Source organism: Chryseolinea soli, from assembly GCF_003589925.1.
In the GTDB taxonomy this organism is placed as follows: Bacteria; Bacteroidota; Bacteroidia; order Cytophagales; family Cyclobacteriaceae; genus Chryseolinea; species Chryseolinea soli.
Window position 1 is genome coordinate 3397464 of the sequence record NZ_CP032382.1, and the last position, 16903, is coordinate 3414366.

Consider the following 16903-nt stretch of genomic DNA (forward strand, 5'->3'; position numbering starts at 1 on the left):
TGGGAAAGAAAGAGAGCCGGTTCATTGGCCAGATCCTTTTCTGATTCGAGGAGCACAAAGGCAATCATCCCACGACAGTGAAAACCAAGTGGCCGAAATGCAAAAAGCGGGGACTAGCCGCTGAATGCCCGTCAAAACCGTTCATCGGGGCCGCCCGCAAAAAAAATGTCCGAAGCCTGTCGGAATTCCGAACTTTATTAACTTTAAGGCCGCTCCTGGAGACCCTTGCAGGAGTGTTGAGAAATTGACCGGATAATCAGAAGCTGACCATATGTTGATCAACCGAAGAATCGCCCTGAAGCAATTGGGCATCATTACTGGCGGCGTGCTGCTGCTCCCTTCCTGCGTGAAGCAGGCCAAAGCAGTTTCCGTAACGCTGAAACACATCACGATCACCGGCGACCAGGAAGCACTGCTGGCCGAAGTAGCCGAAACCATCCTTCCGGCCACCGACATTCCCGGTGCCAAAGCCCTGGAAGTGCCATCGTTTGTTTTGCGCATGGTCGACGACTGCTATGATGCGGAGCAGCAAAAAAGCTTCGTGGCGGGACTGACGTCGCTGGACCAAGAAATGAAAAAGAAAACCGGCAAATCCTTCACCGATAGCGATACCGCAGCACGGGAGACATTTTTGAATGCACTGGAAGCGGAACGCAAAAAAGCCGACGAAGCACAAACCCAACCCAGCGACCTGGCCAACTTCTATGGCATGACTAAGCGTCACACCGTGCAGGGCTTTCTGAATTCGAAATACATCATGACCACCGTGCTGGTTCACAAAATGATCCCCGGCCGCTTCGACGGCTGCGTGGAGATAAAAGATAAAAATGATATTCAAACTGTAATCGGATGAGTTTAATGAACATTGACGGCAAGAAGGAAAATACCTTCGATGCCATTGTGATCGGTTCGGGTATAAGCGGTGGCTGGGCCGCAAAGGAGTTGACAGACAAAGGACTGAAAACGCTGGTGCTGGAACGCGGACGCGACGTGAAGCACAATGTGGATTATCCCACCACCAGCCTGCAGCCCTATGAATTTGAACATCGCGGCCAGATCACCGAGGAAGTGCGCAAGGCCAACCCCGTGGTGAGCAAGTGTTACGCCTTCCGCGAAGACGCGCAACATTTCTTTGTGAAAGACGACGAACATCCCTACGTACAGGATAAACCCTTCGACTGGATCCGCGGCTATCAGGTAGGCGGCAAGTCCCTGCTGTGGGCGCGTCAGACCCAGCGGTGGAGCGACTTCGATTTCACCGGTCCCGCCCGCGACGGTTTCGCCGTGGACTGGCCGATACGCTACAGCGACATCGCGCCGTGGTATAGCCACGTAGAAAAATTCGCCGGCATCTCCGGCAACAAAGACGGTCTGAAAGAATTGCCCGACGGCGAGTTTCTGCCCCCGATGGAGATGACGTGCGTAGAAAAATATTTCAGCGAAAAAGTAGCCGGTGCCTACAAAGACCGCCACATCATCATCGGCCGCTGTGCGCACATCACGCAACCCGGGCCGGTGTTCGCGGAACAAGGCCGCGCCTCGTGCCAGCATCGCAACCTGTGTCAGCGCGGCTGCCCGTTTGGAGGTTATTTTAGCAGCAATGCCTCAACGATACCCTGGGCGCTGAAATCGGGCAATCTTACCTTGCGCCCCGATGCTGTGGTACACTCCATCATCTACGACGAACAAAAAGGCAAAGCCACCGGCGTGCGCGTGATCGACGCCAAGACCAAGGCTGCCACCGAATATTTCGCGCCGGTTATTTTTGTGAATGCCGCCGCGTTGAACACCAACCTGATCCTGCTCAACTCCACCTCGTCGCGCTTCCCCAACGGACTGGGCAACGACAATGGATTGATGGGCAAGTACGTGGCCTTCCACAACTACCGCGCACGGGTTTCCGGTGAGTATGAAGGCTTCGAGAACTTCACTAAATATGGCAACCGCCCCAACGGATGCTATGTGCCGCGCTTCCGGAACGTCTACAAACAGGAAACGGATTTCCTCCGCGGCTATGCGGCGGGTTTTAGCGGCTTCCGCCGGATGGAACAAAATCGCGATGGCGTAGGACAGGATCTGAAGAGCCGCTTGTTGCATCCCGCACTGGGCAACTGGAGCGTGGGCTCGCACATCATGGGAGAAACCATTCCCAAAGAAAGCAACACGGTGTCGCTCAGCAAAGATCAAAAAGATGCCTGGGACATGCCGCAGTTAAAAATCAACATCGACTACGACGACAACGACGAGAAGATGGTGAAAGACTACCTGGAGCAGTTCACAGAAATGTTTACCAAGGCCGGCTTCACCAATATCAAGACCAGCGACTCCAAACAAGCACCAGGATTGGATATCCATGAAATGGGTGGCGTCCGGATGGGGAACGACCCCAAGACTTCGTTGCTGAATAAATGGAATCAGCTTCACGCGTGCAAAAATGTTTTTGTGACGGATGGGGCGTGCATGACTTCTACAAGCACACAGAATCCCTCGCTAACGTATATGGCGTTGACGGCCCGGGCAGTTGATTATGCAGTAAAGGAAAGTAAGAAGGGCAACGTATAAAAAATTTACCGTAAGACGCAAAGAGCGCAAAGTAAATGCAAGAGATCGTGCGTTTACTTTGCGCTTTTCTTTGCTCGCCGAAGCTTTACCGAAGGCGAGGCGGTGAACATTCCCTTAATGACTCATAAAATATCCCATATGCCCCGTCACCAACTGATCAGTAACTGCCTTCCGCACAGCATCCGCCTTTGAATTCACATTGAGCTTTTTATAGATATTCTTCAAATGCGACTTCACCGTTTCGCCGGAGATATAGAGTTCCGTGGCAATAGTGGAGTAGGTCTTTCCCTGGATCAAAAGCTTCAACACCATCGACTCGCGGTTCGACAATGGCGAGATCTCGCTGATGTGCATAGACCTTACCAATTGCCGCGCAATGATGGGATCCAAGGGTGATCCGCCCTCCATGAGGGTGTTCAAAGCGTCCAGCAGATGTTCGATGCAGTTGCGCTTCAACAGATAGCCGGAAGCGCCGTGGCTGAGGGTCGAGAACACCACCTCTTCGTCTTCGTGATGGGTGGTGACGAGGATCTCCAGTCCGGGAATTTTTTCCCGCAACTTCAAAATGAATTCCGTGCCCTTCATCTCCGCAAAATCGATGTCCATGATCACGATCTCCGTGAGGTCGTCTTTCACTCTTTTTATCGCCTCGCGGCAATCGGTGTAGGTGCTCACCAGGTTGTAGCGGCCCGACACTTTGATGAGGGAAGAGACCACGGTAGAGAAATTTTCGTCCGGGTCGATGAGGGTCACATTTTTGGGTGCCAGGGGTAAGGGTAGCTTGCCGGTGGCCGAAGAAATTTCTTGTAGAGTTACTTGCATAGCCTTTGGGTTTTGTTTGAACGATGATTTTATACCTTTAAGTACGAGAGTTTTGTAACGCAAAACGGGGCGCGGCTACAGACACCCCGCGAAACGGTACAAATAAGCCTTTTGAGCCAATAACCCGGATTGAGCCTCCGGAGCGCCCAATTGGTATGATGCAATAACACATCCGTCGGCGTCACAAATTGGAGGTGTATTTTCTTTTGTACTTTGAACCGGTATTCTGTTCACCCATGAGTTTTCTGACCACCTTCATCTACAGCAACCGCCCGGGCATTCGAATTTTCAGGCACGTGCTGTTTTGGGTGACGGATATCATCAACTATCTCCTCATCATTTCCGTGAACACGGAGGTCACGTCCGTGGAGGTATACAAGATCGTTTTCCGCATTCCGCTCATTGCCCTGGCCGCCTATTTCATCCTCTACTACCTCATCCCGAAATTTTCGCAAGAGCGCGACAAGGGGAAATTGTTTCTCTGGATACTGGGGGTCATGGTGTTTCTGGGGGTGGGCGTGCGCTACTATCGCTATTTTATCCTCGGGCCGTTGGTAGACCCCGACCAGGTAATCGACTTTGATGTGTGGGACTTCCGGCGCATTCTTTCTGAAATATTGCAGTCGATGATGGTGATCTGCATGGCCATTGCCATCAAGCTCATCAAGAACAAAACAGAACTGCAACAAAAGAACGAGGAACTGGCGGCAGAAAAGAAAGTGGCGGAATTGGGATTTCTCAAGGCGCAGATGCACCCGCATTTTTTGTTCAATACCCTGAATACCCTGTATTCAGAGACCATCCAGGATTCGGGAAAAGCGCAGTTGGTGGTGTTGCACCTGTCGAACTTGCTGCGTTTTATCTTGGACGAATGCCAGAAACCGTTGATCCCCGTGCAATACGAGATCAAAGTCGTGAAAGATTTTATAGCTTTGGAAGAGCTGCGCCACGGGGCGCGCCTGAATGTGAACCTGGAGGTAACGGACGTAAATCCCCACATGATGCTGAGTCCCCTGATCTTTCTGCCCTTTGTGGAAAACAGTTTCAAGCACACGCTGCTGAACAAACGTGGGCCCATCACGATCGATATCTCCATCCGGGGCGAAGCAGACCGGTTGCATTTGTTGATCGGCAACGACAACGAAACGCCGTCGCCCATGCAGCGCAACGGCCACAAACACGGCCATGGCATTTCCAACATCCGGCGACAGTTGGATTTGTTGTATGGAAAAGAATATGCTTTGAACGTGGATGAATCGCAGGAGAAATATGTCGTGTCACTCTATATTCCGGCAAAAAAATCATTGACCTATGCCTGACATTACGTGCATCGTGATCGAGGACGAGAAGCCCGCCCAGGAAGTGCTAAAATCATTTTTGGGTAAAACGGAATGGATCCGCCTGGCCGCCGTTTTCGACGATGCCGTGAGCGCGTTGGATTATTTAAAGAGGCACGACGTGGACATGATCTTCCTCGACATCCAGATGCCTACGCTCACGGGTCTGGAATTTCTCAAGATCCTTAAAGATCCACCCCAGGTCATCATCACTTCTGCCTATTCGCAATACGCCATCGAAGCCTTCGAACTCGATGTGCGCGACTACCTGATGAAACCCTTCTCATTCGACCGCTTCCTGAAAGCCGTAGGCCGCATCGCCGCCAAGCCCGACCCGGCCGCCATACAGCAACTGAACAACAAGGCCCAGCCCACCTCCGACAAAAGCTTTGCCTTTTTCAATGTGAAGAAGACCATGACCAAAGTGATGTTCAGCGACATCTTGTATGTGGAGAGCATGCGGGAATACGTATACGTCCACACCACCAAAAACAAAGTGGTCACCAAGATGAGCACGGCCGAAATGGAAAAGTTGCTGGGAAGTGGTTTTGTGCGCATCCACCGCTCATTCATCGTGAACGTGGACAAGATCACGGCCTACAACGCCGAGGATGTTTTCGTGGACCAGGTGGCGCTGCCCATCGGTGTGAACTATAAGAAATATATCGACGAGTATTTCCGCAATTCCTTCACGCATTCGCTGCCCTGAAACCGGATCGTTAGCGTGGCGCATTTACCACGAAAAAGGCCCTGAAAAACGCTCCCAAAACGCTTTTTAGCGAGCCATAACACGTTTTTTCTTACATCGTCGTTTAGGACGGTGATGGTCTTTAGTTTATTAGCACAATATTTCCGAATTTCAGGGTTTAGATTTTCTGTGAACCAGATCAGAACATATTTTTTCGTCGCATTCCTTCTCCCGGCGGTTGTTTCCATGGCTCAGAAGAAGGAACAGCCGGCGGTTCCCATTAGCTTCCCTGACAGTGTTCGCATCGTCCTGGAAAACACCCGCAATGTAGACGCCACAGTGGTCGGCGCCAGTTTTGCGTCGGCCTGGAACAGCCTGGCTCCCGATCAGCAGAACCTTGTCCGGAAACAGGCCTTCATGATGCGCAGGAAGAAATACCCCCTGCGCCCGCACCAGGTGAACTACTTTGGCGCCATCGCCAACGCCGTTTCCACCGAGCGGGCCGAGGCCTCCAAGATCTCCGGCTTCCTGAATGTGGCCGGCCAGGTGATCGAGAAGGAAACGACCCAAAAAGCAGCAAGTTTCCTGCAGATCAGCAACACCTTTTTTCAACACCACGCCCTACACTACGAGAAACCCTTCCGGCTCTACGCTCGCGACGACGACTATGCGTTCGACTACATCGCCCCTGCGCCGGCCTTCGATATGAATGACACCACCAGCACGGGAGATTCAAATCCCCCGCCGACCTCGGACCCGCTGGTCTCTTCTTCCAATGACGATAACACTGACGCCTCGGCCGACACTTCCTATGTGGAAATGCCACCGCTATGGATGAACCCACCGCCGCAACCCATCGTGGAGGGCGCCGTGATCCGGTTCAACCGTGTAACGCTGAACTTCGTGACCCGCTATGATTCCGTGTTCCTGAAAAATACCAAGGGCATGCTCTCCTTCCGCACTTCCTTATTCGTAGGCGAAGAGGGAACCTTTGATTGGACGCCCGCCCAACTGAGCGCCGACAGCGTGAACTGCAACCTCACCACCTACAATTTTAACGTAAACAAGCCCGAATTTAAATCGGACCTCGTCAAGCTGAATTACCTCGGCAAAACACCCGGTTATATCCCGGGTACGTTCGAATTCAAGTCGGCCGCCCGCAAGGATTCTGTGCCGTCCAGCTACCCGCGCTTCAAGTCGTTTCAAAACAACCTGGCCATCAAAGGCATTGGCGACGAGAACGTGAAATACAGCGGCGGTTTTTCGTTGACCGGCCGGAGGATCTCCAGCGCCTCGGTCACGGGCGACCCGTCGACGATTGAAGTGTATCACAACGGGGAACTGAAATTCACTTCCAAGTCGCCGGACTTCGTGTTCACGGATTCGACCATCTCGGCAAAAAATTCGAGCGTGAACATTCGGATGAAAAATGACTCCATCACCCACCACACGGTGCGGATGCGTTACACGTTTGGGAAAGACAGCACGCAGCGCCTGGTGCTGCAAAAGGATAAGGGCGGCATGAAGCACACGCCCTACTCGGCATCGTTCTTCAACATTGATTTTGCTGCCGACGTGATCCGCTGGGATCTGTTTGCCGATAGCTTGAACATCATGACCGACGGCGGCCGCAACACGGTGCCCATGATCATCGAATCGGTGGACTACTTCGACGCGGAAGATTATCGATTGCTGAAAGGCGAAGGGTTCACGTTCCACCCGTTGGCCCTGGTGGCCAATTATTGCTTAAAAAACAAAGTGCGCGATTTTTATTCCGGCGACCTGGCGTCCTTCTCCGGAAAGAAAATGCCCGACATCAAAGCGGCTATCGAATTTCTCAGCGAAAAAGGATTGATCGACTATTCCCCGAAAACGGACGTCATCCATGTAAAAGAAAAAGCCATTCTGCTCTACAAAGCCTATCGTGGCGAAATGGACTATGACAACCTCAAGATCCATTCGGTGATCGACAGTTTTCCAAACGCTACGCTGAATTTTCAGAAGGAATATATGGTCGTGCGCGGGGTGGAAGAATTCGATGTGAGCGACTCGCTGAACGTGCGCATCGAACCCGACAGCAGCGTGATCACGCTCCTTCAAAACCGCGACATCAAGTTTGACGGAACCATCAACGCCGGGAACTTCGAGATCAGCGGAAAGGGCTTCACCCTGAAATACGACAGCTTCTACATCAGCCTCACGCACATCGACTCCATCAACTTCTACGTGACGGAAACCAACGCGCGAGGGCAGAGTGTGCGCCGAAAGATCAACAACTCCATGGTGGGCACCGACTCCACCGCGGCGGCGGCCGGGGGATTGGACAACAAACAGCAAACCTCGGGCACGCTGTTCATCAGCAAGGCCAACAACAAATCCGGCAAACAAAAGCTGGCACATTATCCGCGCCTGGATGCTGCGGCTGGTGGTGTGATCTACTTCGATCGAGAGGAGGTGCTGGGAGGTGCCTACGACCGGTCCATGTTCTTTGTGGTGCCACCGTTCAAGCTCGACAGTTTGAACAACGCCGACCCGGCCTCCATCAATTTCGATGGTACGTTTGTGAGCGGCATGTTCCCCAGCTTCAAAGAGAAATTGCATACGCAGCCCGACAAGTCATTAGGCTTCGATCACACCATTCCCAAAGGAGGCTACCAACTCTATCAGGGTGAAGGAAAAATGAACGGAAGTCTCTCGATGAACAACCGCGGTTTGCGCGGCACGGGTAAGATTGATTACCTGGCGGCTTCTGTGACCTCCAATGACTTTGTATACTATCCCGATTCGGTGCTGGCCCGCGGTATGCGCGCCACGATATCGGAGAAACAATTTGGCGGTGTCGAATTTCCCGACGCCTCGCTGACGGACTACGACATGAAGTGGTATCCGAAGAGCGACAAGATGAAATTCAAGAACATGAAGGAGCCCTTCAGTTTCTATGACTCCACGGCACAGATGCAGGGAACGGTCACGGTCTCCAAGGAAGGTGTGGCCGGCGCCGGCAAGCTGGAGACACGGGGCACCGAGTTGATCTCGCGCAACATGAACTTCAACGGCAAGGATTTTGGTGCCCGCCACGCCCGCTTCAAAGTGAAGTCAGACGATCCAGAAAAACCCCTGTTGCAGGGTAACGACATCCGCCTGAAGTTTAACCTCGAACAAAACTACGCCGACATCAGTCCGGAAGTAGAAGGTGTGGCCGCCATCGCGTTCCCTTTTGCGCAATTCAAAACATCCATCCCCAAGATGCGGTGGGATCTGAACGCGCAGAAGATCACTATGAGCAAAGACCCGGATGTGCCCCTGGAAAATTCATACTTCTACACGACACGTAAAGATCTCGACTCGCTGAACTTCAACGCCGAAAAAGCGGAATACAACCTGAAGACCCAGGAACTGAAAGTGAGCGGCATTCCCTACATCATCGTGGCCGACGCCAAGATCACACCCGAGAACAACGAGGTGTTGATCCTGGAGAACGCCAAGATCGGAACCTTGAAGAACACTACCATCGTGCTCGACACACTGAACGGCTACCACCGCCTCACCGAGGGTGTGGTGGACATCGTGTCGCGGAAAGAGTTTGCCGGGTACGCGACTTACCAATATGTGAACTTCCTGCAGGATACGTTTGCCATTAAGATGACCAACTTCCATTTGGAGCCCATCGAGCCCATTGACCAGACCAAGCGGTCGTCGAAGCGGAAGTCATCCGAGGCCAGCATGCAGACCGTAGCGACCGGCGCCGTGACCGACAAAGAGATGTTGGTGTTGGGAGCGGGCATGTATTACAAAGGCGACATGATCATGTATGCCACGCGTCCGGCCCTGCAATTGTCGGGTTATGTGAAACTCGATATCAAAAAGATCAAAGGTGCCAACACGTGGATCCAATATTCGCAAAGTGGCGATGAGACCGACGTGGCCGTCGACTTCGCCAACGCGGTGACCGAAGACGGCAAGAAAGTGAATGCCGGTCTGCACGTGGGCTCCGACAACGACCTCTACATCACGTTCATGAACGACAAGAAGTCCGACGACGACGAGGATTTCTTTTTGCCTCAGGGCATGCTGCACTACGACACCGCTACCCGCGAATTCAAGATCGAAGACATGGAGAAGGCCGCAGGCAACAAACTGTCGGGAAAACTTTTTGCCTACAAGGACGAAAACATGCAGGTGCGGTTTGAAGGACCCATCAACCTTTTCAAGGGAAGCAAAGACTTCAACGTGACCGCCTCCGCCCTTGGCCAGGGCAACATGGAGAACAACGAGATCAAGATGAACAGCTTTATCATGGTCGACTCCAATGTGCCGATCCAGGCCTTCGACATCATGGCGAAACAAATCCAGGACGTGATCAAGAACGAAGGGGCCGAAGAAGGATTGGGTGATCAAACGGAACTCTTGTATAAGATCGGTGATTTCCTTGGTGAAAAAGCGGTAAAAGATTTTGAGCAACGCAGCCTCCAGGGCTATGTCTCGCTGGGAACGCTGGCGCCTACGGCCAAGCCGCTGGTGTTTGCCAACGTGAACCTGAAATGGTCCCCCAAGCACAAGGCGTTTTATAGCGAAGGACCGCTGGGCATGTCGAACAGCGGACGCAACGATATCAATGGCGCGTTTGAAGGTTTCATGGAGATAAAAAAGAACGAGGATGGTTCCCCCGTGTTCCACGTCTTCTTTAAGGCCTCACCGGAAGCCTGGTACTATTTCGGTCTGGAAGACAATCGCCTGATGGTGCAGTCGTCTAACTCCGAATTCAACACGATCATTTCAAAGAAATCCAATGCCGGCAAGGCAAAGATCGGCGAGGTGGCCTTCATTCCCGGCAGTGATGATGAAACGCTGGCGTTCATCAACCGCTTCCGCCGCGAATACTTTGGCAACGACGTGCCCTATAGCTTTGGCGACAGCACCGCCACCATCAAGAAGAAGGACGACGAAAAGAAAAAAGAAACGGATGACGGATTCTAGTCAGGAGCAGATCCGATTTCAGGATGCTCGCGTCGGTGGTAAATTTCAGCAGCAATCTTAATTCGAAATGGATACATCCAATACTGCGGGGTTACGGTAGCGCCACCAGATCGCCGGAGCGAGTAGTTGGAGGACTTGTGAGGTAAGGAAGAGGGATGTAGAAAAAAGGAGCCTGTTTAGCAAAGAAGAACCTGTTTTATAGATTATTCTGTATTTTATACCTGCACTAACCTAGCTCTATGGAAGCGTTTTTTGTCTTTCTTCTCGCGGTGATTTTTGTCGCGCTTATTCTCAATGTCAAGAGCACGGTCAATGCTCATTTCAACACGCTTCAAAAGACCATCGAAGACCTTCGGGAAGAGTTGCGAAAGCTACAGCGGCAACAACCTCCCATACCGCCCACGCCACCCGCCCGCTCCGTCTTGGAAGATATCGTGGCTTCGCACACCACGGCGGTACAGAAGCCTGTGCCCATTCCTGAAAAGAAGGTGGAGCCCGTGACGGAACCGGAGACGAGGCAGGAGCCAGAAAAAGTAAGCCCCCGGCCACCCGAGGAAGTGGTGTCTGTGCCCCAAGTCATTTCAACACCTACCTACCAGCCCGGTCCGCGCAAACCCGTGCCGGCACCGAAACCCGAACGCCCCGGCTTCTTCGAGCGCAATCCGGATCTTGAAAAATTCATCGGCGAAAATCTGGCCAACAAGATCGGTATCGGGATCCTGGTGTTGGGTATTGGATTTTTTGTGAAGTATGCCATCGATCGGGAATGGATCAGCGAGATCGGCCGTGTATTCATCGGCGTGCTCTGTGGAGGTATTTTGATCGGCGTCGCGCATCGCTTGCGCAAAACCTTTGTGGCCTTCAGCTCGGTGTTGGTCGGTGGAGGCATCGCGATACTTTACCTCACCATCTACATCGCTTTTCATGACTATCAAATCTTCTCACAGACGGCCGCTTTTATGCTCATGGTCGTCATCACCGCGTTTGCCGTGGTGCTATCGTTGGGATACGACCGCAAGGAGCTTGCGATCCTTTCTATCCTGGGTGGCTTTGCATCGCCCTTCATGGTGAGCACCGGCGAAGGGAATTATGTGGTGTTGTTCACGTATGTGCTGATCCTGGATGGTGGTATGCTGGTGTTGGCGTACTACAAGAAATGGAATGTCGTCAATATCATTTGCTATGCGTTCACGATCCTGCTTTTTGGATCGTGGCTGGGCGCGCGCTTCGACGGCGAGAAAACTTCCATGATTGCCGGGGCGATGATCTTTGCCACGCTGTTCTACCTCGTGTTCTTCGCCATGAACATGATCAACAACCTGCGCAAACGCACGTCATTCGAAGCGTTGGAAATTGGCATGCTGCTGAGCACCACCTTTTTCTATTACGCCGCTGGCATGGTGATCCTGAACAATCCGCACGGCGAAGACTTCAAAGGATTGTTCACCGCCAGCCTCGGCATCTTTAATTTCATCTTTGCCTACACCTTATTCAAGAGTACACGCGTCGATAAGAACCTGGTGTACTTACTTATTGGTCTCGTTTTAACCTTCATCAGTCTCGCGGCCCCCGTTCAGTTGGAAGGCAACTATATCACGCTTTTCTGGGCCGCTGAAGCGGTGCTGTTGTTGTGGCTTTCCCAAAAGTCGGGCATACGGTTAATGAAACTGACTTCCGTGATCGTCATGGCATTGATGGTCATAAGTTTGCTGATGGACTGGGGACAGATCTATCTCGGGAGCAATAGCGATCAGACCCTTCGCATCATCTTTAACAAAGGATACATCACCAGCCTGGTATCCCTGGCCTCCATTGTATTGACGGTGATCTTGTTGAAATCGGAAACACAGGAGCGCTTGGAAGTGCAGGTATACAAAACCTTGCTCACATTTACCGGCATCGCCCTGCTGTATTTCTCGCAGTTGTTGGAGTTGCGCTACCACCTGGCGGCCTATGGATTTTCGTATGAGGCGCAAAACATCATCATCGGTGTATACAACATGGTGTTTATCGCCGGGTTGCTTTTGGCGCAGAAGAAACTGCCGCTGCCGCAGGAGATCAAATATGCCCCGGCGGTATTGGGGGTATTTGCTGTGTTACTTTACCTATTCTTTTACCAGGGCCAAAGCGTCATCGCTCGAAACGAATATTTTTTGGACATGACCAGTGCAACGGGCTTTGTGTTTCACTATGTTTTGGTCGCCGCGTTGCTGGTGGTGTCGGTTCTTAGCTTGAGAGAGATCCAAAAAATGGAGTCCTTTAATCAAAGCTCGCAGAATGCCTATTCCTGGTTTTTCGTATTCTTCTATTTATTCGTGGCCAGCGCCGAACTCGATAACCTCGTGGTGAGCATCGGTTATTCTACTCCGGAGTCTCTGGGACACATCATCACACAGAACCACAAGATCGGCTATCCCATCCTGTGGGGCGTGACGTCGTTCCTGCTCATTGCCGTGGGATTGAAAACCAAAAAGAAACACCTCCGTATCATTTCATTGACACTTTTTCTGATCACGCTGGTAAAGCTTTTTGCCGTGGATATCCGGGGCATCTCGGAAGGCGGAAAGATCGCCGCATTCATTTCGCTGGGCGTCCTGTTGCTCGTGGTCTCGTTCATGTATCAGCGATTGAAAAAGCTGTTGCTGGCCGATGAAGTGTCCACCAAAGAAAACAACCCAGAAGCATGAGACGTTTGTTGATAGTTTTGACGTTTTGTTTGATTGCAGCATCGGGGACTGCACAGACCCCCGCATTTGTGGCCGAAGCCTCGTTGCCCGCGGTGACCAAAGACGGTTTTTATGAAGTGGAGATCGTACCGGCGCTGGCAGTGTACCTGAATGGATCTTTCGGAAACATTCGCCTCTACGATGCCCAGCATCATGAAGTGCCCTATCTCTTGCGCGAAGAATCGGCGCGTTATTACGCCGGAAAGTTCACACCCTACGAGATCCTGGAGAAAAAGCAAGAGGAGGGATGCTGCACGTCGCTGATCCTCCATAATCCAAAGCAAAGCGAACTCAACTCCATCCAACTGATCATTCGCAACGCGGAGGTCACAAAGGAAGCGACTTTGTTAGGCAGCGACGACCGCAAACAATGGTTCGCGCTGAAGCAGCATTTCTCGCTTTCCCCCGCTGCCAACGCCAATGGAACATCCGAAGTCAAGATCGTGGACTTCCCCCTGAGCAACTACCGCTATTACTCCCTGCGGATTGCCGATTCTACCAGCGCGCCTTTGAACATTCTGAATGCCGGCTACACAGAAGATAACCGCGTGGAGGAAGCAAAATTTACGGAAGTGCCTGTGCGAAAAGTAACCACAGGGCAGAAGCCCGGAGAAAAGAACACGTATGTCACCATTCGTTTCGATACCGCCCGCCTAGTCGACAAGTTGGAATTGAAAATGAAAGGCGCGCCCTATTTTCTCCGGCACGCTGTGTTGTACGAACCGCAGCAACGCATATCCAAAAAAGGCGAAACGTCTACGTATTACAATCGTCTGCAAGAAATGGAAGTGAATTCTCATCACCCCACCACGCTGGAATTTCCCGCGTTAAAGGTGAAAGAATTTTTGATCGTGATCGACAACCAGGATAACCCACCCCTGGAAGTCGCCGAGGCAAAGCCTTATCAACGGCGCCGCTATCTAACGGCTTACCTGAAAAGCGGCGTGACGCATACTTTGGATGTTGGTCTGGAATCTTTGTCAACCCCCGCATACGACCTCGCCTTCTTCAAAGACAGCATCCCGGATCAGCCTCAAGTGATCCATACGGGCGCAATCACCGTGTTCGAACAAAAACAACCGGAAGCTTCGCCAACGTTTTTCACCACAAAAGCCTTCATCTGGGTGGCGGTGATCGCCGTGATTGCCGTGTTGGGCTTTATGTCGGTAAAACTTTTGAAAGAGACGAGCGCTGCGAAAAAAGAAGGCCTGTAGAAGAGGATGCTAGGCCCGTTGCATCAACATGAACGCGTAATTCCGGTTCATGTAATGACTCACGGATAATACCTTTTTGATTTCTTTAGGAGTTTCAAAAGCCGAAGCTTTCACTACCTCTGGAATAGCTTGTTTCTTTAAGATAGAGGCGCCCAACCAGAGGGCGAACGACGCGGCCGTGCAATAGTCACCGCAAAGGTGTTTGTATCGGGCCTGCGGAATGGCCTTCAAATCCGAAACCTCTAATGCTTTCAAAACGACGTCGCGTACAACGTCGCCGGTAATGCCGTTGAGCCAAACATCGATCTCGTCCAATGAAGTGTTGTTTGCTTTTAAGAAGCCAGCCAGGGAGGAGGCCAGGTCGTCCTTCGTTTCGGGGCGATAGACCATGGCCACATCCCGTAATTCGCACCAGGTATTTTCACTGCGCGTGCCCGTGAGGTCAAAGAAAGCGGCGCCTTCACCTTGTATCGTTCCCTTTGTCGTGGTGTTGAACAAATTGAGGTTGACGATCGGCTCCGCTTTGAAATGATTCTCACGAATGCTGGCGATAAACTGTACGGCGGCGGCTTCGTCATACGACCCCACCAGGTAATGCGCCGCGTGATTCTCCTCCAGGCGCATCATGGCATCCTGTAGCGCGTTTTCAAAGGCAAACCCTTTGCTCACATAGGTGTTGTTATAGCCCATGCATTTGATCGTCACCGCCTCCAGGCCGGCCAGGGCGTTGTAGGTGCCTTGCATGAAGTGGGTGGGGGTGAGCTGCTTTTCCTTCATTTCCAGCATCTCGCGAAGAAACTTCTCCGTCTCGTCCAGGAAGCCATAGCCCGTAGCCGTGATGATGCCATCGGGGTGTTCTATGCCCGCATCGCGCAAGCAGATCGTGGCCGAAGCCAGCCCGACGCGCAACATGCGACTGAGCCGCCGCAGTTGGATGGGGTTGATGTAGGCTTTGAAATCGGGGACAACAGAGGTCAGTACGTTTTGATCATAGGTCGTGATCTCGTCCAAAAACATTTGGTTGTCAAATGTCTTCTGCGGAGAGATCATGCCGATGCCCTGAATGAAGTACTGCGCCTTTCCCGCCATAGTTATGCCAATCCGATAAGTATTGAAGAAGTGTTGCCGCCGAAGCCAAAGGAGTTGGACAATACGTTTTTGAGGTCCACCTCCCGCTTCAATTCTCTAACGGGGGAAACAGAGAGTTCAGGCATTTGTTCATGAAAATTAATATTCGGCCAAACCACCCGGTGTTGCAAGCCCAGCAAGCAATACACCGCCTCAATGCTGCCGGCGGCGGCCAGGGTGTGGCCTGTGTAGGGTTTGGTAGAACTGAACAACGGCACCTCGTCGCCAAACAACTTCTGGATGCCAAAGCCCTCGGACAGGTCGTTGTTTTCCGTAGCGGTTCCGTGTGCGTTGATGTAGTCGATCTGGTCGGGTGTCAGCTTTGCCATGGCCAAGGCCAGGTTCATGGCGTTATAGGCCCCGGTGCCTTCCGGCGATGACGCGGTTTGATGGAAGGCGTCGTTGGCGTTGCCATAGCCGCGCAGCTCGGCCAGCGGTGTTTTTCTTTTTTCGATCACGGCACGTTCGGATTCCAATACCAGAAATGCGGCACCTTCGCCGAGGTTCAATCCCTTGCGTGTGTTGTCGAAGGGGCGGCAATGGTTGGGATCAACGATCATCAGTGAATTGAAGCCGTTCAGCGTGAAGCGCGACAAGGCTTCGGTGCCGCCGCAGATGGCGCGGTCCAGCTTGCCGTGTTTGATGAGCTGCGCACCTTGCATGATCGAGTTTGCCGAAGAGGAGCACGCGGTGCTGAGCGTAGCAATATATTTTTTGATGCCCACCGCGTCGGCCATGCGTTCGCCGTGTTCGCCGGGGTTGGCGGTGTCGGCAAATTGAGCGAAGTCTCCTTTTTGTTGGGGATCCATCAGCTCGTAGAAGTGCCGTTCGAATTCGCGTATCCCACCCGTTGTGGTGCCGGAAAGCAAACCTGCATCCCGCACCTCCGTGGACGAAAGCGAAGCGGATTGGATGGCTTCTTTCAGCGCGATCAACCCCAATAACGATGTGCGCGTGTAGCCCTTGCCATTGGGGACGCCGGCCAGTTCGCAGAGCTCCTGGTTAAAAAGCTTGATCTCGCAGGCGGGCAAAGTTTTGCTGTGAATGGTGTCGAGCACATTCAATTCGCCAAAACCACACCGGCGGTGAAGGAGGGAAGCTAAATTTTCTGTTGTATTTTTTCCGATGGATGTGATGATGCCAAAACCTGTGATGAACACACGTTGGCTCATACTTGCGCCCGGTTCTTTTGGATGTACTCGGCCATCGTGCGGATGCTATGGAACACCTGGCGTCCTTCTTTGGGGTCCTTCAGCTTGATGCCATAGTTCCGGTCCAGCAACACCACCAGCTCCAGCGAGTCGATCGAATCCAGGCCCAGCCCTTCGCCAAACAGGGGTGTGTTCTCGTCGAAGTCGGCGGGGATCATGTCTTCCAGGTTCAATTGTTTGATCAGCTCCTGGCGAAGTTCCTGTGTGAGTTCTTCTATCGTTTGATTCATGTATATCC

11 protein-coding genes are annotated in these 16903 nt (G+C 52.3%); 7 read left to right on the forward strand and 4 right to left on the reverse strand.

Annotated elements, in window-relative coordinates; translation table 11 throughout:
* The first annotated feature begins 271 nt into the window (after nucleotides 1-271).
* Nucleotides 272-853: a gluconate 2-dehydrogenase subunit 3 family protein gene (locus D4L85_RS14630; protein WP_119754992.1), complete on the forward strand. Its 582-nt coding sequence runs from the start codon at nucleotides 272-274 to the stop codon at nucleotides 851-853.
* Nucleotides 850-2562: a GMC oxidoreductase gene (locus tag D4L85_RS14635; protein WP_119754993.1), complete on the forward strand. Its 1713-nt coding sequence runs from the start codon at nucleotides 850-852 to the stop codon at nucleotides 2560-2562. Before D4L85_RS14630 ends, D4L85_RS14635 begins: the two co-directional genes overlap by 4 nt.
* Nucleotides 2563-2676: 114 nt before the next feature.
* Here the strand turns inward: D4L85_RS14635 and D4L85_RS14640 are convergent, their stop codons facing one another.
* Nucleotides 2677-3384: a LuxR C-terminal-related transcriptional regulator gene (locus tag D4L85_RS14640; RefSeq protein ID WP_119754994.1), complete on the reverse strand. Its 708-nt coding sequence runs from the start codon at nucleotides 3382-3384 to the stop codon at nucleotides 2677-2679.
* A gap of 236 nt (nucleotides 3385-3620) precedes the next feature.
* Here D4L85_RS14640 and D4L85_RS14645 point away from each other — a divergent pair, with 236 nt between their 5' ends.
* The 5 genes from D4L85_RS14645 (at nucleotide 3621) to D4L85_RS14665 (ending at nucleotide 14326) form a co-directional block, all read left to right on the forward strand.
* A complete protein-coding gene (locus D4L85_RS14645; RefSeq protein ID WP_119754995.1) occupies nucleotides 3621-4703 on the forward strand; it encodes a sensor histidine kinase in 1083 nt (360 codons plus the stop codon).
* The gene (locus D4L85_RS14650; protein WP_119754996.1) at nucleotides 4696-5430 is read left to right on the forward strand and encodes a LytR/AlgR family response regulator transcription factor; all 735 of its coding nucleotides are present in this window, start codon (nucleotides 4696-4698) and stop codon (nucleotides 5428-5430) included. Before D4L85_RS14645 ends, D4L85_RS14650 begins: the two co-directional genes overlap by 8 nt.
* 225 nt (nucleotides 5431-5655) lie before the next feature.
* The gene (locus D4L85_RS14655) at nucleotides 5656-10386 is read left to right on the forward strand and encodes a hypothetical protein (RefSeq protein WP_119754997.1); all 4731 of its coding nucleotides are present in this window, start codon (nucleotides 5656-5658) and stop codon (nucleotides 10384-10386) included.
* Between the two features lie 239 nt (nucleotides 10387-10625).
* On the forward strand, nucleotides 10626-13073 hold the full coding sequence (locus D4L85_RS14660) for a DUF2339 domain-containing protein (protein WP_119754998.1): 2448 nt from the start codon (nucleotides 10626-10628) through the stop codon (nucleotides 13071-13073).
* Nucleotides 13070-14326 (forward strand): hypothetical protein, encoded by a 1257-nt coding sequence (locus D4L85_RS14665; protein WP_160143737.1) that lies wholly within the window; start codon nucleotides 13070-13072, stop codon nucleotides 14324-14326. Before D4L85_RS14660 ends, D4L85_RS14665 begins: the two co-directional genes overlap by 4 nt.
* Before the next feature lie 9 nt (nucleotides 14327-14335).
* On the opposite strand, the gene D4L85_RS14670 is transcribed toward D4L85_RS14665, so the two are convergent.
* The 3 genes from D4L85_RS14670 to D4L85_RS14680 are packed head-to-tail and all read right to left on the reverse strand — an operon-like array spanning nucleotide 14336 to nucleotide 16895.
* Complete coding sequence (locus tag D4L85_RS14670) at nucleotides 14336-15415, reverse strand: beta-ketoacyl synthase chain length factor (protein ID WP_119755000.1); 1080 nt, start codon at nucleotides 15413-15415, stop codon at nucleotides 14336-14338.
* A 2-nt stretch (nucleotides 15416-15417) separates the two neighbouring features.
* Nucleotides 15418-16626, reverse strand: a complete 1209-nt coding sequence (locus D4L85_RS14675; protein WP_119755001.1) for a beta-ketoacyl-[acyl-carrier-protein] synthase family protein — start codon at nucleotides 16624-16626, stop codon at nucleotides 15418-15420.
* Nucleotides 16623-16895 carry a phosphopantetheine-binding protein gene (locus D4L85_RS14680; RefSeq protein ID WP_228450901.1) on the reverse strand — a complete coding sequence of 91 codons (273 nt, stop codon included), beginning with the start codon at nucleotides 16893-16895 and terminating at the stop codon, nucleotides 16623-16625. The genes D4L85_RS14675 and D4L85_RS14680 overlap by 4 nt, the downstream gene beginning before the upstream one ends.
* Nucleotides 16896-16903: the final 8 nt, after the last annotated feature.